At 62.7% G+C, this 18,835-nt stretch carries 16 protein-coding genes; 2 read left to right on the forward strand and 14 right to left on the reverse strand.

Annotated features, from left to right (window positions below; genetic code table 11):
- Window positions 1-133 precede the first annotated feature (133 nt).
- The 11 genes from LZK81_RS23635 to LZK81_RS23685 form a co-directional block, all read right to left on the reverse strand.
- Window positions 134-1,639: an ABC transporter substrate-binding protein gene (locus LZK81_RS23635; RefSeq protein ID WP_233957502.1), complete on the reverse strand. Its 1,506-nt coding sequence runs from the start codon at window positions 1,637-1,639 to the stop codon at window positions 134-136.
- Window positions 1,640-1,841: 202 nt separating this feature from the next.
- Window positions 1,842-2,420 (reverse strand): peroxidase-related enzyme, encoded by a 579-nt coding sequence (locus tag LZK81_RS23640; protein WP_233957503.1) that lies wholly within the window; start codon window positions 2,418-2,420, stop codon window positions 1,842-1,844.
- Window positions 2,417-2,917, reverse strand: a complete 501-nt coding sequence (locus tag LZK81_RS23645; RefSeq protein ID WP_326491526.1) for a hypothetical protein — start codon at window positions 2,915-2,917, stop codon at window positions 2,417-2,419. The genes LZK81_RS23640 and LZK81_RS23645 overlap by 4 nt, the downstream gene beginning before the upstream one ends.
- A complete protein-coding gene (locus LZK81_RS23650) occupies window positions 2,910-5,186 on the reverse strand; it encodes a molybdopterin-dependent oxidoreductase (RefSeq protein ID WP_233957505.1) in 2,277 nt (758 codons plus the stop codon). The genes LZK81_RS23645 and LZK81_RS23650 overlap by 8 nt, the downstream gene beginning before the upstream one ends.
- A 4-nt stretch (window positions 5,187-5,190) precedes the next feature.
- Complete coding sequence (locus LZK81_RS23655; protein WP_233957506.1) at window positions 5,191-6,108, reverse strand: ABC transporter ATP-binding protein; 918 nt, start codon at window positions 6,106-6,108, stop codon at window positions 5,191-5,193.
- Window positions 6,105-7,115, reverse strand: a complete 1,011-nt coding sequence (locus LZK81_RS23660; RefSeq protein WP_233957507.1) for an ABC transporter ATP-binding protein — start codon at window positions 7,113-7,115, stop codon at window positions 6,105-6,107. The genes LZK81_RS23655 and LZK81_RS23660 overlap by 4 nt, the downstream gene beginning before the upstream one ends.
- Window positions 7,116-7,122: 7 nt before the next feature.
- Window positions 7,123-8,313 carry a M24 family metallopeptidase gene (locus LZK81_RS23665; protein WP_233957508.1) on the reverse strand — a complete coding sequence of 397 codons (1,191 nt, stop codon included), beginning with the start codon at window positions 8,311-8,313 and terminating at the stop codon, window positions 7,123-7,125.
- The gene (locus tag LZK81_RS23670) at window positions 8,310-9,167 is read right to left on the reverse strand and encodes an ABC transporter permease (RefSeq protein ID WP_233957509.1); all 858 of its coding nucleotides are present in this window, start codon (window positions 9,165-9,167) and stop codon (window positions 8,310-8,312) included. The genes LZK81_RS23665 and LZK81_RS23670 overlap by 4 nt, the downstream gene beginning before the upstream one ends.
- A gap of 8 nt (window positions 9,168-9,175) precedes the next feature.
- Window positions 9,176-10,093, reverse strand: coding sequence for an ABC transporter permease (locus tag LZK81_RS23675; protein ID WP_233957510.1), 918 nt, complete (start codon window positions 10,091-10,093; stop codon window positions 9,176-9,178).
- A 34-nt stretch (window positions 10,094-10,127) separates the two neighbouring features.
- Complete coding sequence (locus tag LZK81_RS23680; RefSeq protein WP_233957511.1) at window positions 10,128-11,588, reverse strand: NAD(P)-binding domain-containing protein; 1,461 nt, start codon at window positions 11,586-11,588, stop codon at window positions 10,128-10,130.
- A gap of 26 nt (window positions 11,589-11,614) precedes the next feature.
- Complete coding sequence (locus LZK81_RS23685; RefSeq protein ID WP_233957512.1) at window positions 11,615-12,586, reverse strand: LysR family transcriptional regulator; 972 nt, start codon at window positions 12,584-12,586, stop codon at window positions 11,615-11,617.
- Window positions 12,587-12,794: 208 nt separating this feature from the next.
- Here LZK81_RS23685 and LZK81_RS23690 point away from each other — a divergent pair, with 208 nt between their 5' ends.
- Window positions 12,795-14,234, forward strand: a complete 1,440-nt coding sequence (locus LZK81_RS23690; RefSeq protein ID WP_233957513.1) for a DUF6880 family protein — start codon at window positions 12,795-12,797, stop codon at window positions 14,232-14,234.
- Between the two features lie 92 nt (window positions 14,235-14,326).
- Here the strand turns inward: LZK81_RS23690 and LZK81_RS23695 are convergent, their stop codons facing one another.
- The 3 genes from LZK81_RS23695 to LZK81_RS23705 are packed head-to-tail and all read right to left on the reverse strand — an operon-like array spanning window position 14,327 to window position 17,112.
- Window positions 14,327-15,466, reverse strand: a complete 1,140-nt coding sequence (locus LZK81_RS23695; protein WP_046605790.1) for a mandelate racemase/muconate lactonizing enzyme family protein — start codon at window positions 15,464-15,466, stop codon at window positions 14,327-14,329.
- A 13-nt stretch (window positions 15,467-15,479) separates the two neighbouring features.
- Window positions 15,480-16,400, reverse strand: a complete 921-nt coding sequence (locus LZK81_RS23700) for a dihydrodipicolinate synthase family protein (RefSeq protein ID WP_233957514.1) — start codon at window positions 16,398-16,400, stop codon at window positions 15,480-15,482.
- Between the two features lies 1 nt (window position 16,401).
- The gene (locus LZK81_RS23705; protein WP_233957515.1) at window positions 16,402-17,112 is read right to left on the reverse strand and encodes a GntR family transcriptional regulator; all 711 of its coding nucleotides are present in this window, start codon (window positions 17,110-17,112) and stop codon (window positions 16,402-16,404) included.
- A gap of 122 nt (window positions 17,113-17,234) precedes the next feature.
- On the opposite strand from LZK81_RS23705, the gene LZK81_RS23710 reads away from it, so the two are divergent.
- The gene (locus LZK81_RS23710; protein ID WP_233957516.1) at window positions 17,235-18,830 is read left to right on the forward strand and encodes an ABC transporter substrate-binding protein; all 1,596 of its coding nucleotides are present in this window, start codon (window positions 17,235-17,237) and stop codon (window positions 18,828-18,830) included.
- The last annotated feature ends 5 nt before the right edge of the window (window positions 18,831-18,835 follow it).

An 18,835-nucleotide genomic window follows, 5' to 3' on the forward strand; every position in this document is an offset into this window, starting at 1 on the left:
TATGGCGTCTGAGTACGTGCTTCTGCCGGATCGTCGATCGTCCGGCCGATGCTGGATCCGAGAACTGTCATGGGTCAATGGAAGACCATCCCGCCTCGTGTGAAGCGGGATGGCGACATTTGGCGTCTTGGGCTCAGTTCACCGCAGGCTTCATGTCGAAAGCGCGGACCCAGTCGTCGCCCCGAGCGGTCCAGGTGATACGCTTGGACAGGCCGTAGGTGGCGGGCTGGGTATAGAGGAAGAGCGCCGGCGCCTCGTCGCACATCACCTCGGTCGCCTTCTTGTAGGCCGCCTGGCGCTTGGCCACATCCATGGTCGAGCGGCCGTCGGCAAGGGCCTTGCCGAACTCGGCATTGTCCCAGTAGGCGTACATGTTGCCCGGCGCGAACAGGGTCAGAAGACCATCGGCATCGATCGTCGGCCAGGCCTGGCTGAGCAGGCTCATACGGCCGAGGTCCTTGGTCTTCAGATACTTGTCCATATAGGCGCTGAACTGCATCTCGACGATCTTGGTCTTGACGCCGATCTCTTCCAGCTGGCTGGCGACCGCCTGGACGACTTCCTCGCCGTTCAGGTAGATGCCGGTCGGCACTTCGATTTCGATCGGCTCGGCCGGCGCACCGCCTGCCTTCTTCAAAAGTTCGGCCGCCTTTTCCGGATCATAGGCGTAGGGCTTCAGATCGGCGTTGAAGCCGAAATAGCTCTTCGATGTCACCTGGCACTTGGCGATCTCGGCCTGGTCGTTGAAGATCGCCTTGACGATGCCTTCCTTGTCGACGGCGTAGTTCACCGCCTGGCGAAGCAGTTTGTTGTCGAGCGGCGGCTTCAGCGTGTTGAACTTGATGAACGCGGTGCGGGTGCTCGGCACCGCGCCGGCCTGGGCGCTGCCGCTGGTCTTGATCCGGGTAATTTCCGTGGTCGGGATCGAGTTGATGAAATCGACCTCGCCCGCAAGCAGCGCGGCGACACGGCTGGCGGCATCCGGAATGATGCGGACGACGACCTTGCTGAAGTCCGGCTTCGCACCCCAATATTGCGGATTGGCGTCGAGCGTGATGCTCTCGCCCGGCTTGACGGAAGAGATGACATAGGCGCCGCCCGACGCGGTCTCGGTAGCCGGCTTATGATCGGCGGCCCATTTCGGCGGCAGCAGGAAGAACATGGACAGCTGGCCGATCATCGCCGGATAGGGCGAGCTCGTCTTGATCTCGATCTCGGTCGGGCTGATGATCTTGACGTCGGAGATCAGCGTGAACCACGCCTTGATGCGGGCATTGACGGCCGGGTCGCGCACGCGGTCAAAATTCCATTTGACCACTCCGGCATCGATCTTCTCGCCGTCGTTGAACGTGGCGTCCGACCGCAGCTTGATGCGCCAGGTCAGATCGTCGACGCTCGTCCATTCGGTTGCAAGAGCCGGAGCAATCTTCATATCGGGGCTGCGCAGAACCAGCGACGGATAGATGTGGCTGAGCAGGCTGAGGTCGGTGCCGACGGATGCCGTCATATGCGGATCGAACGTGTTGATCGTGTTCGTGATCGCAATGGTCAGCGTCTTGTCCTGAGCAAGCGCCGATGTCGATATCGTGGCGCCGAGTGAAAGTGCGGCGATTGCCGCGGCGATTGATTTTCTGGTCACGTCCATTCCCTTCTGATTAATTCCCGTTGATTTTTCATGGGTTTACACTGCGTTCTCAAGAGACGCTTTCCTCTATTTTACGTCCTTGAGTATAAGCGGATCGAATTTTGCAAGGATCACAGACCGTTTCGATCGTTCGGCTGCCGGGAGCGACATCGGCTTGTCCGGGGAGTTGGCGGTCATGCTGTTTCCTCCCTTCCGTTCATTTGGCTTCGACAGGGACGGAATGCCCAAGCGTGTGCATCAGCCGGTTCGCCCAGCCGAAAATGGCGGCGGAGTGGATGAGATCGACGATCTCGGCCTTCGACATGCCATGATCGCGAAGGGCCTGTACCTGCTCCCTGGTGGCCTGCGACGGCGTCTCGGACAGCGCCTTGCAGAAATCGACGATCGCTTGGGTCCTGGCATCGAACGGGCCTTCGAGGCCGCGCAGATAGATTTGCTCGACGACATCCTCGCGGCCCGACAGTTCGACATAACGGCGGGCATGGACCGAGGCGCAGTAGACGCAGCGATTGACGGCGGAGGCGACGAGCGCGCCGAGTTCGCGCTCGGCCCGGTCGAGGCCGCCCTTGGCATACATGATGGCGTTGAACAGTTTCGTGCGGGCCACGTAGGATTCCGGATCATGCGCGAGCGTGCGCACATAGGGGGAAACCTTGGTATTGGACGGGGTCACCTGCATCGCAGCCAGCTGTTCTTCGCTCGCCGTGGCAACCTCGACCGGCTCGATATAGGGCGACCAGGAGAGCGCCTTGACCTTGAAACGCGACGTGCTCATTCGACCTCCTCCAGAAGGCTGAGGCCGGCAAGGACGCGGGCCTCGTAGTTGACGAAGGCAATCAGCTCGGACAGCGCGATGATCTGCGGATTGGTGAGGCCCGCCTTTTCGAGGCGCTCGATATCCGCCCTGCTGCCGTTGCGCGGCGTCTCGGTGACGAGGTCGGCGTGGCGGATAATGGCACTGGTAAAAGCATCGGCGGCCAGCGCAGTTTCGGCACCCGAGGCGATCGAGGCCAGGTCCGGATCGCTGCCGGCATCGTCCAGCATCAGATCGTAGACCGCTGCCAGGTCCTCGCGGCCGATGAAGCGGGCCATGCGGGAGGCGAGCGCGGCGCGTAGCGCATGACTGAGGCCAAAGCCGTGATTTGGACTGAGCACCGTTTCGCGGCACAACTCGGTGCCCTCTACGAATTCCGGCCGTTCGCGGCGGATCGCGTAAAGTTCGGAGCCCGGCTTCAAGCCGGATAGGATGTCGATCTGGTCCAAGTCACTCATTCCCGTCATAGGTTCCACCTGCGGATCCGGGCCATGGACGGATCGAGATCAGGCATGAATTGGGGGCGGTCGCCTGCGACAGATGCGAGGCGGGTGTAATCGCTGTCAGCGTATTCGGGTTGCCGCCGTGGTCGACGCCCTGCGCATCGGGGCGAAACCAGCCGCCGGTCGCAAGCACGGCGACGCCGGGTATCAGGCCACCGTCGATCGTCAGCGCCGCGATCGTTCGGCCGCGGTCGTTGTAAAGCTCGCAAAGGTCGTCCTGTTTCAGGGTAAGACGCCTGGCGTCGATCTCGCTCAGCGTGAACCGCTCATAGCCGTCAAGCTTGGCCGCCTGGCTCGCCGGACCGTATTCGAGCTGGCCATGCAGGCGGTGGGCGGGTTGCGGAGACAGGAGATGGAACGGATGTTTCGCCGAAAGCGGTGCGCCAAGCCACTCCTCCGGCGCCAGCCAGACGGGATGGCCGGCGATGTCGGAATAACCGAAGCCGCGGACCGCACTCGACCGGATTTCGATCCTCCCGCTCGCTGTTTTCAGCGGGGCCGCATCCGGGTCTCTTACGAAATCTCGAAAATGGTTCGCGGGCGACGGCGCAAGCTCGCCTTCGTCGAGCGCGGCATACCCCCGAAGGCGAAACGCCTGGAAATCCGGCAGTTCCGGATAACGCTCCCGATAAACTTCGTAGATCCGGGCAAGCCAGTCGTCGGTCGTCAGCCCCTCGTCGAACTGCTGGCGGCAACCGAGTTCTTCGGCGATCAGGCAATAGGCTTCGTGATCGGTCAAGATGCCGGCCGGCGGGTCCATCACACGGCGGCTGTAGACCAGCCAGTTCTCGCGCGACGCCGCCGCGACATCGTCGCGCTCGAAGGGAAACGCCGACGGAAGCACGATGTCCGCCATCTTGGCGGTGGCAGTCCACATGTTCTCGGAGACGATCACGGTCTCAGGACGCCGGAAAGCCGCGGCCAGCCGGTTGAGATCCTGATGATGGTGGAAGGGATTGCCGCCGGCCCACCAGACGAGCCGGATATCGGGCAGTTGAAGAACCTGTCCGTCGTAGTCGATCCGCCCGCCCGGATTTTCGAGCAGGTCGGTGATCCGCGCCACCGGAATGAAGCTGCGGACCGGGTTGGGGCCTTGTTCGAACGCCGGCCCTTTCAGACGCCGCACCGGCTGGCCGACGGAATTGACGGCTGTCAGCCCGAAGGAGAAACCGCAGCCCCGCTTGCCGACATGACCCGCCATCGAGGCGAGCGCGATCGCAGCCCAGAACGGCTGTTCGCCACGCCGCGCCCGTTGCAGCGACCAGGCGACGTTGATCAGGCTCGGCACGTCATGCAGGTCTTCGGCGATCTCGACGATGGTTTTCGCCGGCACGCCGGAAATCGCCGAGGCCCATTCGGCATCCTTGGCGATGCCGTCCGCCTCGCCGACCAGATAGCTCTCGAAATCGCAATAGCCGGTCGTGCAGCGTTTCAGGAAATCGCGGTCGAACAGGCCTTGGGCGAGCAGCGTATGGCACATGCCGAGCATGACCGCAGCATCCGTATTCGGGCGCAGAGGAATATGCCGGACGTTCGCACCGGAGGGCGCATCGCTCGAAGCTGGGCTGAACACGACGATGCGCACACCCTTGTCCTGGCAGCGCCGCAGCCATTCGACGGCGCGGTGGCTGCCGGTCCCTCCCGACTCCACCTGCGCATTGCTCAGACGGAAGCCGCCGAACCCGACTACGAGCTGACAGCCTTCGGCGATGTCGTTCCAGGACGGCGAGGTATCGCAGGCGTCCTTGTAGTCCGGCCCGAGGATATGCGGCAGAAGGACGGCCGCAGCACCATAGGAATAGCTGTTGACGGAAGAGGTGAAGCCGCCGGCGAGATTGAGCAGTCGCTTGAGCTGGCTTTGCGCATGGTGGAAACGGCCGGCGCTGGCCCAGCCGTAGGAGCCGGCGAAGATCGCCTGGTTGCCGTGGATCTCGCGCACGCGCCGAATCTCGCCGGCGATCAGGCCTGCAGCCTTGTCCCAGCTTATCTCGACGAAATCCTCGCGGCCGCGCGAAACGCCGGTAGCGGCAAGAGGCCCCTTCTCCAGCCAGGACTTGCGGACCATCGGGGCGCGGATGCGCTCCGGATGGGCGGCCAGATCCAGATAGCCGAGACCCATTTCCGAAGGGTCCGGATCGTGGCGGAACGGCAGGAGCTTGCGCTTCCCGTTCGCATCCGTGCCGACTTCGTAAGTACCGAAATGGGTTGCGAACAGATGCGTCATTTTCTCAAACCTCCAGTACGAAATGACGGTTGCCGACGGGCCGCAGAACGGCTTCCTCCCGCGGCAGGTTGGCGCCGGCGTCGAAGACGAGCGGGCGGCGATTCCGTTCGATATCCGGGTCGGGAACCGGGATCGCCGAAAGCAACGCTTTCGTATAGGGGTGCTGCGGATTTTCAAAAATCGCGTCGCAGGGACCGATTTCGACGATGCGCCCGCGCAGCATGACCGCCACCCGGTGGCAGAGATAACGGATCATCGACAGGTCGTGGGCGATGAACAGATAGGTCAATCCCAGCTCGTCCTGCAGATCCTGGAAGAGGTTGACGATCTGCGCCTGGATCGACACGTCGAGTGCGGTGATCGGCTCGTCGGCCACGATGAAGGCGGGATTGAGCGCGATGGCCCGCGCGATATTGACGCGCTGGCGCTGGCCGCCTGAAAACTCATGCGGATAACGCTTCATGAAGGACGGATCGAGGCCGACTTTGGTAAACAGCGAGGCGACGCGATCCTCGCGCTCGCGGCGCGAACCGGCCAGTTTATGAACCTCCAGCGGCTCACCGACAAATTCGCCCACCGTCATGCGCGGATTGAGCGAGGCATAGGGATCCTGGAAGATGACCTGCATGTCGCGCCGGTAAGGCTTCAGCATCGCCTTGCTCAGGCCGGTAATGTTCTCACCCTTGTAGAGGATGTCGCCGCTGGTCGGCGCCTCGAGCTGCAGCAGCACACGGCCGGTCGTGCTCTTGCCCGAGCCGGATTCGCCGACAAGGCCGAGGGTTTCGCCGGGGGCGATGTCGAAACTGACATTGTTGACGGCCTTCAGGGCTGGCGTCGAACCGCCGAACAAACGCTTCTCGCCGCCATAGGTCTTGCAGAGGTTCTGGACCGAAACCAGCGGCTTCATGTTGCTCTCGCTCATGGCTGCACCTGCGTGGCGGCAAGCTCGGCACGAAGATCGTACCAGGCGGCCGCCTTGTGGCCGGCAACGCTGCCCTCGACTTCGCCGAGCGGCGGCGTCTCGATGCGGCAACGCTCTGTCGCGAAGGGATTGCGCGGCGCGAAAGGATCGCCGATCGGCTCCTTGGTCAGGTCCGGCGGATTGCCGGGGATCTGGTAAAGCCGGGTCACACCTCGACGACCGCCATGCGGCAGAGACTTCAGAAGGCCCCAGGTATAGGCGTTGCGGGGATCGTGGAACACGGCGCGGACCGGGCCGCGTTCCATGATCCGGCCGCCATACATGACCTGAACCGTATCGGCGAGGCCGGCGACGACGCCCATGTCATGGGTGATCCAGATGACGGTGGTGCCGATCTTTTTCTTGAGATCACGCACCAGATCGAGGATCTGCGCCTGGACGGTGACGTCGAGCGCCGTGGTCGCCTCGTCGGCGATCAGCAGCTTCGGATTGCACGAAATGCCGATCGCGATCATCACGCGCTGGCGCATGCCGCCGGAAAACTCGTGCGGATATTGTCTGGCGCGGCGGGCGGCATCGGGGATGCCGACAAGTTCGAGAAGTTCGACGACGCGGGTCCGCGCCTGGCTTGCCGACATGCCGAAATGCCGCCGCAGCGGCTCGGCGATCTGCCGCTCGATGGTCAGGACCGGATTGAGCGAGGTCATCGGATCCTGGAAGACGAAGCCGATTTCCTTGCCGCGCACTTCGAACAGTTCGCGTTGCGACAGCGCCAGCAGGTCGCGGCCGTTGAACAGGACTTCGCCGCGGACGATGCGGCCGGGCGGCGTCGCGATCAGCCCGACCATCGACAGGGCATGGACACTCTTGCCCGAGCCGGATTCGCCGACGATGCCGAGCGTCTCGCCCTCTTCCAGGCTGTAGGACACGTCGTTGACGGCATGCACGGTGCCGGTCGGCGTGTCGAACGCGACGGTAAGATTGCGGACCTCGAGCAAGGGTGCCATCGGACGCTCAGACCTCCAGATAGCCGCCGGCCGAGCGGGTCAGATACTCGCGGCCGGTCTCGGTGACGAGAACGGTATCGGAGATCTGCGTCGCGCAGACGCCGGGAACGCGGATATTGGGCTCGAAGGTGAAGATCATGCCCGGTTCGAGCACTAGCGAAGACGACGCGTCGAGCGAGGAATGCTCGTGTGCGCCAAGGCCGATCCCGTGGCCGATGCGGCCCGGGATGTTGGCACCGTAACCACGCGTCGTCAGGCCCTCGCGGGTCTTCTCGAACAGGTCCTTGTAGGGCGTGCCGGGCCTGATCAGGGCATCGACCTCTTCGCGGATGTCGAGAATGGCGTCGAGCGCCCGCTTGTTGACTTCCGGCAGCGGGGCCATCGCGATGGTGCGTTCGTTTTCGGCGTGGATGCCGTTGGCGATCGTCCAGATCAGCACCGAGACGGCCTCGCCGCGCTGAGGCTTGCGCTGGGTGGGGTTGTCGCAATTGTAGAACATGCGCGGCCCCGAGAGCACCCAGGTGGCCATGCCGTTCTGGACCCCGCCTTCCAGCGAGCCGAAGTCGCAGACCTCGACATCGGGATATTCGGCGGTCCACAGCTTGTTCATCGCATGCATGGAGGCGATGGCGACCTCCCGCTCGTTGCCGCCGGCGGCAAGGGCTGCGACCGCCGTATCCATGCCAAGATCAGCCGCCCGCGCGGCGATGCGGGCATTGGCGATCTCGTCCGGGTCCTTGATCAGGCGGCAATGGTCGATCAGATGGCTGACATCGGCGAATGCCGCGTCCGGCAGCGCCTTGCGCAACTGGCCGGCCCGCTGGATCGAGATGAATTCCTCCTCGATGCCGACGGTCTTGCCGGCCACGCCGAGATCGGCAAGGATCGAGGCCAGCGCATCCTGCCAGTTCGGCCCCATGGTGACCTTGGTCGACCAGGAACCGTAGAGGCGGATATCAGGCACCCAGGCGCTGGCGCGGCCGTGATCGTCGCGCAGCGCATGCACGAGCATGATCGGGTCATGGTCCGGGGTCAGGATGGCGATCACCGGGTGGGAATAGATGATCGGGTTGAAGCCGGTGAAATAGAAGCTGTTTTCCGGTTTGAAGGAGACGATGACATCGACACCCTGCCTGGCCATCCCGGCCTTCAGGCGTCCGACGCGGGGCGGTAACGTGGAACGGGAAAGCTGGTTCATCGCATGGTCCTCAATTTCGGATCGAAATGATCGCGCAGCCAGTCACCCAGAAGGTTGACGCTGAGCACAGTCAGGAGAATGGCAATGCCGGGGAAGGTGACGATCCACCAGGCGGTCGAGATATAGACGCGGCCATCGGCCAGCATGCGGCCCCAGCTCGGATTGGGCGGCTGGACGCCGAGGCCGAGAAACGAGAGCGCCGCGTCCATGATGATGATGCGGGCGAGTTCCAGCGTCGCGATCACCAGCGCCGGGGTCATGACGTTCGGCAGCAGGTGCTTGAGCATGATGCGCCAGGTTCCCGCACCGATCGCATGGGCCGACAGGATGAACTCGCGTTCGCGAAGGGCAAGCACCTGGCCACGGATGATGCGGGCGTAGCGGAGCCAGCTCGTCAGGGCGAGCACGATGACGAGGTTGCGGGTCGAGGGCCCGAGCGCCGCAACCACCAGAAGGGCCAGAAGCATCAGCGGCAAGGCAAGCTGGATATCGACAATGCGCATCAGGATGCGATCGACCATGCCGCGGTAATAACCGGCGACAATGCCGAGCAACGTGCCGACGATGCCGCCCAGAATGACGGCCGCGGCCGCAATCGCCAGGGTGATCCGGCTGCCATGGACGATGCGAGACAGGATATCGCGACCGAGTTCGTCGGTACCGAGCGGATGGGCGCCGGGCGAAAACTGTCCTGTCCAGGTGGGAGCCGTCATGCGGGCAAGCAGGTTGGATCGCGTCGGCACGGGCAGGCCGAGATAGGGCGCGAGAATTGCGGCCAGCACGAAGACCGACACCAGCAGGAAACCGAACAGTCCGGCGCGGCTTTTCAGAAGAGCGAGGAAGAAAGCTTTCATGGCCGCACCTATCGCCGACGGATGCGCGGATCGAGCACGCCATAGAGCAGATCGACCAACAGGTTGACGACGATGAAGATGGCGGCGACCAGCGCGACCCCCGCCTGGATGACCGGGAAATCCTGGGCCTGGATCGCCTGCATGATGATGCGCCCGACACCGGGCCAGGCGAACACGGTTTCGATGACCACCGATCCCCCGAGAAGCTCGCCGGCGATGATGCCGATCATCGTAATCACCGGGATCAGCGCGTTTCGCGCGATGTGCCAGAAGAACACGGTGCGCGGCAACAGGCCCTTGGCGCGCGCGGTTCGAACGTAATCCTCACGCATGATGTCGAGCAGCGACGAGCGGAGCAGACGGGCGATCGAAGCCGACACGAAGACCGACAGCGTCAGTCCCGGCAGCACGAGATGCGCGATCGTTCCGGAGCCCCCCGTCGGGAACCAGCCGAGATCGACCGAAAATACCAGGATCAGCATGATGCCGAGCCAGAAAACCGGCGTCGCCTGGCCCAGAAGAGCCGCCAGCATGACGATGAATTCCGAGATGGTGCCGCGTTTCAGCGCCGCGATGGCACCGGCCACCGCTCCGATCAGCGTCCCGAACACAAGCGCGGTACCGGCCAGCGTGGCGGTCACCGGCATGCGTTCGAGAACGACGTCCATGGCGGGGCGCTGGTGCTGGAACGAGATGCCGAAATCGCCCCGGACCATGGCCAGCACGGAGATCAGATATTGTTCGAGGATCGGGCGATCGAGGCCAAGCGAAGCCCGAAGCGCGTCGAGGTCCTGCTGGCCGGCACCGACCGGCAGCAGAAGCACGGCCGGGTCGCCGAGAACGCGGCTCACGAAAAAAACGATCGTGACCACGCCCCATATGGCGAGCAACGATTCTGCCAGCTTGCCGACAAGATAGCGGGTCACGGCCAGCACCTCGTCCGATGGGGCTTGACGGTCGTCATTCGGCCGCTCCCTTGAGGATGGCTGGGATCATCGCGGCGGAATCCGTCCACTCGTCGCCAAGCAGCTCCGGCGTTTCAAAGGCGACCAGGTTGTCGAAATGGATTTCGCGGTCGGCGACGAAGAGATTGCGGGCGATGCCGCGTGCAAGCCGACGCCCGCCGTCGCTGACCGCCGGTATGTCGCCCGACAACTTGCCGTGGCTGAGCGAGGCCGGATAGTTAAAGCAATGGACGAGATGCAGTGCCGGGCAGCTGCCGGGGACCTTTTCGAGAAACTCAAAATCGGGGCCGAGATAGGGAGACGTGGCGAGCTCGCCATTTTCCATGCCGTTCTCGGGGGTGAAGACGTCGCTCCAGAACTGGATATAAGGCGCGAAATGCTTGAGTTCGGGGCGGCGATCGAGATCTACCCGAAAGCCTGTGGCGAAGATCGCGAAATCATAGTCGAATTCGCCGCGACTGGTTTCAACGACGATATGGTCGCCGCTTTCTCGCAGGCCGGTCACCGCCGTGCCGAGGAAAAACCGGCTGTTTTGATGTTGCGACACTCGCAGGGTGGAATCGCGCGGCGGCGGCGTCTGGGCGTCGAGCACGTAGTCGAGAAATTTCCATTTCCACGCATCGCTGAGGCCGGCAAAACCCTGGACGACGCCCTGGCTGGCAATGCCGGTGAATTTGTTGATGCGGGGGAGTTCCTTGCGCCGGATGATCATATCGACCTGGCCGGCACCCGCTTCGAGCGCAGTTGCGGCATTGTCCATGGCTGAAGCCCCGGCCCCGACGACCGCGACGCGCTTGCCCTTCAGGGCCGAGAAATCGATCTCGTCGGCGGAATGGGCCCAGAATTTTGGCCGTACGCGCTCGACGAATTCCGGCACGTAACCGCCGCCGAGGCCGTCGCGGCCGGTCGCCAGAACCACGTGCCGGGCATAAAGTCGTTCTTGTCCACCGCTTTGCGCATCCGAAACGTCGAGAGCGATCAGGTCTTGGCTGACCGGGATCATCTCGGTGACGGTGACGAGATTGCGGACCGGCAGTTGAAGCACGCGGCGGTACCAGATCAGGTAGTCCATCCACTGCGATTTGGGGATCTTGCCGAGCGCGTCCCATGCCTGCGCACCGAACTGCGAAACATACCATGCCCTGAATGTCAGCGCCGGCAGGCCCAGCGCCGGCCCCGGCAGCTGTTTGGGAGAGCGCAGTGTTTCCATGCGCGCGAACGTCACCCACGGCCCCTCCTGCCCTGCGGGGGAGCGGTCGAGGCAGACGACGTTATGGATGCCGAGCATTTTCAGCGATGCGGTCGCGACCAGGCCGCACATGCCGGCGCCGATTACGACGGTATCGAAAACTTCGACGCCATCATATTCGGTCGCCGGCACCCACTCCTTGGGAGGGAGCTCGAGAAACGACAGGTCCTCGGCAAGCCGCTGTTCAAGCGCTTCCAGGCCTTTCATCCGCTGTGCGTCCTGCGCCTTCAAAATCACTGCTCCTGTGCGTTCGCGCCGGCGCCGAAAGTCGCATCCGCCACGCGTTCGATATGGCCGGGATCATGCGCCACGAAGCCCGGTATGCGGGCGGCCGAAATCCTGATGATCAACTGGATGAGCTCCAGAACACCTTCCGAAAGCGGCTTGGAAGCGGCCGAGAAAATGCCCCAGAGAAACGGGATGTCGACATCGAGCGGGCGGATCTCGACGTTCTTGAGCTGCAGGCCATAGGCGGTCGCGGGCTCCACTATGGAGACCCCGAAACCGGTGGAGGCAAGCTGCAGCGCATTCAGCGCCGCATTGGTATCGACGACGCGCGAGGGCCGAACATCGGCCGTCTGCAGCGCCTGATTGACGCGGCGACGCAGGCGGAAGGGATTGGCCATGGTGATGAGGCAGCGGTCGGCCAGGTCGCGAACCGAGATGATGTCCTTGCCCGCCAGAGGATCGTCGGCCGCCACCGCGGCAACGCAAGGCGCTTGAAACAGGCCGTGCACATCAAGGCCCGGATGTTCGACAGGCAGCGAGGCGACGCAGAAATCCGCGGTGCGGGCAAGCACCGACTGGACGGCCGCCTCGGCCGAAATGCTGCGCAGATGGACATTCCGCGGAATGAGGTCCGCCGGCATTTCCGCAAGCGCGAGCGGTACCAATCCACTGGCAAATGCCGGGATCGCAGCGATCTCGATCGGCGCCGGCTCTTCCGAGAGAATATTCCTGGCGCGCTCCTTGAGTTGGCCGATGCCGGTCAGGAACCGCTCGGCATCCGAATGAAAAGCGATGGCTCGCGATGTCGGCGTGATGCGGGGTCCGTTGCGGTCAAAAAGCGCAAAGCCGACCGAGGATTCGAGTTCCTGAATGAGCCGCGTCACCTGCGACTGCGAGCGGTCGAGCAGCCGGGCGGCAGCGGTGATACTGCCTGCCGACATGACTGCGAGGAACACTTCGAGCTGCTTGATTTCCATCGCCGACCCATAATGCGTAAAATGCAGCATTGACCAACATCAATTCAAATATTGCATGGTTCTCTTTTTAAGCAAACAAAATTTGTGCCTAATTCGTGATCTTTTGGAAAGTTTGATCCGATGAAGGCGGTACGCCGAGAATAATTCCCCGGCCCTTGCGCCATCCGGCCGCAAGGCTAATGTCCGATGCGAACGACAGCGGAAGTCCATGGCAGCCAAGACGACGACACTCAACGCCAAAAACCTGGAGGCCCTCGGCGCACCGCGCCTGGCCGAACTGCTCATCGAGATCAGCACCGGCAGTGCAGCAAACAAACGACGGCTTCGCATGGAGCTTGCCGGTAACCACAGCGGCGCCGAGATCGCCCGCGAAGTGCGCAAGCGGCTCACGAGCATTGCCCGTTCGCGAACCTTCATAAACTGGCGCAGGGTGAAGGCGGTCACGAAGGATCTGGAAACGCAGCGAAAGACGATCGTCGATATCGTTGCCCCCGACGATCCGAAGGAGGCCCTGGAGCTCGCCTGGCAATTCCTGGCGCTGGCCGATCCGGTCTTCGAGAGGTCCGCCGACGGCAGCGGCTCGATCATTCAGAGCTTCCACCAGGCGTGCGCGGATGCCGGCGTGATCGCCGGGTCGCCCGGTGTCGAAAAGGATGCGCTTGCCGACAAGATCTTCGCGGCGGTGCAGAACAACGATTACGGCCAATATGATCCGCTGATTGCGGCTATGGCGCCCGCACTCGGCGAGGACGGTCTTGAACGGCTCAAGGCCCTGTTCGTGCAGTGGTCGAGGGAACCCGAGGACAAGGTCGCTCAAAGCCACCGCCAGGTCATCGGCTGGAGCAGCAAAGGGCCGATCTACGAAGACCAGGTCTACGGAAATCACCGGGAACTGACGGTGCGCATTGCCCTGCAGGAGATCGCCGATGCCCAGGGCGACGTGGATGCGTATATCGCCCAGCAGCCGGAGAAGACCCGCAAGGCGCCCCTGGTGGCTACAGACATCGCGCGCCGGCTCCTTTCCGCAGGACGAGCCGCCGAGGCACTCGAAACGCTGGACGCGGTCGATGCCCGGAGTCGTTCCGACGTTCCGATTGAGTTGCAACTCGCCCGCGTCGAAGTGCTCGAAGCTTTGGGTCGCGCGGACGACGCTCAGGCCGATCGATGGACGTGGTTCGAGCAGTCGCTGAACGACGTGCACCTGCGTGCCTTTATCCGCCGACTACCGGACTTCGATGACATGGAGGCCGAGGAACAGGCATTCGCTTATGCCCAGGCGTTTCCGGAGGTGCATCGGGCGCTCGCTTTTTTCCTGCGCTGGCCAGCGATGGCCGAGGCGGCCAAGCTCGTGCTGAAGCGGAAGGCAGAACTCGATGGCGATCTCTACGACCTGATGACATCAGCCGCAGAAGCTCTGGCCGAGAAACACCCGCTCGCGGCAACAATCGTGCTGCGCTCGATGATCGACTTCACGCTCGAGAACGCCCGATCCAGCCGCCACAAGCACGCGGCGCGGCATCTTGTCAGATGTGCATCGCTTGCCCCTCATATCGCGGATTTCGCAGGCTTCGGTTCCCATGATGCCTATGTCGCGGGACTGAAATCCCGACACGGTCACAAGCGTGGTTTCCGAAGCCTGATGCCTTAGTTCACGCGTCCGTCCGGCCGGTCAGGAAATTCCCCTCCTCACCAGCCGGGAACGCGGTGCCTGCTATATCGACAGGTGTGCCTGGCAAGGATTCACGGATAGGCGGTCGAGCCGTCCGGCTTGCGGGTGATTTTCCGCTCCCAGTGAATGTAATCGTCCTTGGCCAGCACTTTTTCGTCGATCTCGAGACCCCAACCCGGGCGATCCGGGCGCAGGTTCATATATCCGTCCACCGGCATATAGGGGTCGAGCGCCCAGGGCGCATGTACATGCGGTTTAAACTCCAGGATCTTGAAGTTCGGCTGGGCGGCGCAGAAATGGATGTTCACGGCGGTTGCCAGCGGGCCCATCGGGTTATGCGGCGCGACGGTCACATAGTGCGCTTCGGCGATGGCCGCGATGCGGCGCATTTCCGTGACGCCGCCGACGACGCAGATATCCGGCTGGATGATGTCCGCACCCCGGGCCGTCAGCAGCGACAGGAATTCGAAGCGATTGTAGAGAGATTCGCCGGTTGCCAAGGGCACCGTTACCTTCGACTTCAGCTCCGCCCAGGCCGGAATATGCTCGGGCCGGATCGGCTCCTCGTAAAAAAGCGGATCATAGGGTGCGATCGCGGCAGCCATTTGGACAGCCTGGTAAGGTTCGTAGATCTTCGCGTGCGAATCGAAGGCGAATTCGAAATGCGACGGGGTGATCTCGCGGATCTTGCCGAAATAGTCGCCCGTTTCCTTCACCAGTTCGCCCCAGCGGCTGTTGTGAAGATCGCGGCGATAGGGGCTCAGCTTGAACGCGGTATAGCCGTAGTCTGCGTTGAGCTTGAGCGTCTGATCGAGCGCGTCCTGCGGGTCGGGTGCGGTATAGACGCCGCAATAGACGCGGACGCGGTCACGCACATTGCCGCCGAGCAGCATGTAGACCGGCAGACCCGCAGCCTTGCCGGCGATATCCCACAATGCATGATCGATTGCAGAAATCGCGGCAAGGCCGAGCGCCCCGGGAGGAAACCGGCACTGTTGGTTGAGCTTCAGAACGAGGAATTCCACGCGGCGCGGGTCTTCGCCCTCGATCTGATGGAAAAGGTAGTCGAGAAGCGGCGGAAGCGCCAGGTCGGGGCCGTGATTGTAGCATTCGCCCCAGCCGGAGATGCCTTCGCTGGTCTCGATCTTGAGCAGCAGGCGAGGACGTTCGTCGACGCGCTGCATGTATGTTTTTATTCCGGTAATATGCACCTTGGTTTGCTCCTCAGGCAGCAAGCGTTTCGGTTTTGACGCGATCGACGATGCCGCGCAGAATCCGCCGCTCATCGTCGCTGAGGGCGACGACGCCCGGAATGCGCACCGGGCCGACATCGGTGCCGAGCATGCCGAGCGCCTCCTTCACGACCGTCACGTTGGCGCCGTTGTTGTATTTCGTGCGCAGCATTTCGAAGCCGGCAATGCCGTCGATCAGTTCGCGCGCCGCCTCATAGTTGCCGGCCTCCAGCGCGCGATGGATCGCGTGCGAGCGCTCGGGGAATACGTTGACGAGACCCGACGTGAAGCCCTTGGCGCCCATGGCGTAGAATGCCGGCGCCCAGCCTTCGGCCAGACCGCAGACCCAGATCGCCGGAGCGTCATGGGTGGCTCGAATGACTTCCGCCAGCAGCATCAGGTTCGACGAGGCGAACTTGATGCCGGCAATGTTCGGATGCAGGGCGAGCTTGCGAAAATCCTCGACCGAAAAGCTGTCGCTGCGCACATAGGCGATGACCGGTACCGTACAGGAATCCGCCAGTTCCAGGAAATAGCCGGCCTGATAGGACGGCCCGGCGAACGGGTCCATGGGATGGTGGCCCATGATCGCATCCGCACCTTCGGCAATCGCGTCCTTCGCAAGCGCCTTTGCTTCGGTCAGCGAGCGGCCGACGGCGGCGCTCACCAGCGACATGCCGTCGGCGGCCTTGACCGTGGCGGCATGTACCGTGCGGACTTCGTCCATGGTGAGCGTGAAGAACTCGCCGGTATTGCCGGCCGCCATCAGGTTGTGCACCTTGGCGGCCGCCAGGCGCTTGATCAGCGCGCTGAGCTTTTCGACGTCGACAGTCCCGTCTTGCCGGTAAGGCGTCACCGGAACACCCGAAATGCCGGTCAGCGCCTTTCTTACAGTCTGCAGCCTGTCATTCACGTCAGATATCCTTTTTGTTGCCGAAAACGATGTTCAGATAGGTTTCACCGGAGCGGACGACGTGGTTGCGCATCTGCCGCTCGGCGAGATCCGCATCACCCGTGACGATGGCCTTAGCGATGGCGGTGTGCTCTTCGAGCGCTTTCTGACGCTCGCCGGGATCCATGTGGATGACGCGGCGGATGCTGGCGTCGTAGAATTGCTGCCGTTCAATCAACTTCGCCAGGTAACCGCAGCGGGAACTGCGGTGAATGTGTTCGTGGAATTGCTCGTTGAGGGAAATGAGGCTGTCCGCATCCGCGGACAACGTCGCCTTGGCCATCAGATCGGCTATTGCCGTCAACTCGGCACCGGCTGGCTTGCCGATGCGCTTTGCGGCCAGGTGCGCGATCATCGATTCGAGCGCCGCGCGGGCGAGAATCATCTCCTCCGCCCAGCCCATATCGAACCGAATGATGACGCCGCGCCGGGGCAGAGCCTCGACCAGGCCCTCCGTCTCAAGTTGGCGCAGGGCCTCCTTGATCGGCGTCGTGCTGACACCGAATTGCTCGGCGAGACTGCGCTCGTTGACCTTCTCCCCCGTCGCGAACCGTCCTGCGAGGATGGCGGCCCGCAGGGTGCGATGAACGTGATCCCGCACCGTCATCTGAAATTTCGGGTCGATCTTCGCAAACGCTTCGGACCGTGGGCTTCCAATTGGCTCAGGAATCATTTTTCGCGAAATCCGTTGACGAGACAGTGAGAGTGTGGGATCTGATATACCAGACTTCAGATCTATGTCGATACGAAAATCTGTCGTCGATGCGATTTGAGGAGCCCGGAGGAGGACTTTTTATGCTCAGACGTCACGTCATTCTGCTTTCCAGCATTGCCGCCCTGTCATTGTGTGCGCCAGGCCTTGCTTTGGCGGCAACGCCGAAGGATCAACTGGTCGTCGCCATGGACACCTCGTCCCTGCGCGGGCTTGACCCCAACGAGATCAACCAGCTGGAAGCCGCGGAGATCGTCGCCAATCTCTACGAACGGCTGATCGTCCTGCCTGCCGACAATATTTCCAAGCCGCAGCCGGGCATCGCCGAGAGCTGGACGGTTTCTCCGGATGGCAAGACGTTTACGTTCAAGATTCGCTCGGGCGTCAAATTTCACTCCGGCAACCCGTTGACGGCAAAGGATGTCGAATGGTCGCTGCGCAGGCTGGTGAAGCTCGGCCTCGCGCCGTCGACGGACCTGCGCCAGTGGGGCTTTACGGCTGACAACGTCGAAAAGCTCATTCGCGCGACGGACGGGTCGACCGTCGTTGTCGAAACGCCGGAGGTCTGGAATTCAAACCTCATCCTCTATTCGCTCGCGAGTTTCTCCACCTCGATCCTCGACAGCAAGTTCCTTGCCGACAAGGACAAAGGCGGCGATATGGGGAGGGAATTCCTGCAGACCGCTGACGCGGGCTCCGGCCCCTATACGCTGCGGACGTGGCGCGTCAACGAGCTGATCATCGCCGATGCGTTCAAGGACTACTGGCAGGGCGAACCCAAGATGCGCCGCGTTTTGCTGCGGCATATCCCTGAATCGTCCGCCCAGCGCCTGCAGATCGATGCCGGCGACGCCGATGTGGCGACGCGGCTCTCGTCCACCGACCTCGGCGCGCTTGAAACGGGTGGCAAGGTGACGATCCAGAAGACCCCCGGCTTCGGCTTCTACTATCTGGCCCTGAACCAGAAGGATGAAATTCTGTCGAAGCCGAAGGTGCGCGAGGCGTTCCGCTACCTGATCGATTATGACGGCCTCGCGGGCACCGTCATGAAATATTACGGTATCAAGCAGCAGACGATCGTGCCGGCCGGCCTGCCGGGCGCGATCGACAAGAACCCGTACAAGCTCGATATCGAAAAGGCCAAGCAGCTTCTCACCGAGGCCGGTTATCCGAATGGCTTTTCCAAGGTCTATTACGCAACGCCGGTGACGCCCGAATACGAAGTCGCCCAGTCGCTTCAGGCCAATGCCGCCAAGGCCGGCATCAAGCTCGACCTGCAGGGCGGCGACCATATCGGCAAGTTCCGCAACCGCCAGTTCGAGATTTTTTCGGCTCGCTCAGGTGACCGACTCCCGGACCCGCATGCGGTTCTGCAATCCTATGCGACGAACGCCAACAATACCGACGAGGCCAAGCTCGTCGGCCTGAATGCCTGGCGGACGGCCTGGGATGTTCCCAAGGAAATCCAGCAGATGGTAACCGCCGCCGCGCACGAGACCGACCAGTCGAAGCGCGTCGGACTCTATACCAAGATCAACGAGGCCTACCTTGCTTCGTCGCCGGCCTTGGTCACCTCGTTCCTGCGCACCGACGCCAAGGCGGTTCGCAACGAGGTGAAGGGCTATATCGGCCACTCGACCTGGCTGACCCGCTGGGACACGGTCAACAAGGGCAACTGATCGCC

This window comes from Neorhizobium galegae (genome assembly GCF_021391675.1).
GTDB lineage: Bacteria > Pseudomonadota > Alphaproteobacteria > Rhizobiales > Rhizobiaceae > Neorhizobium > Neorhizobium galegae_B.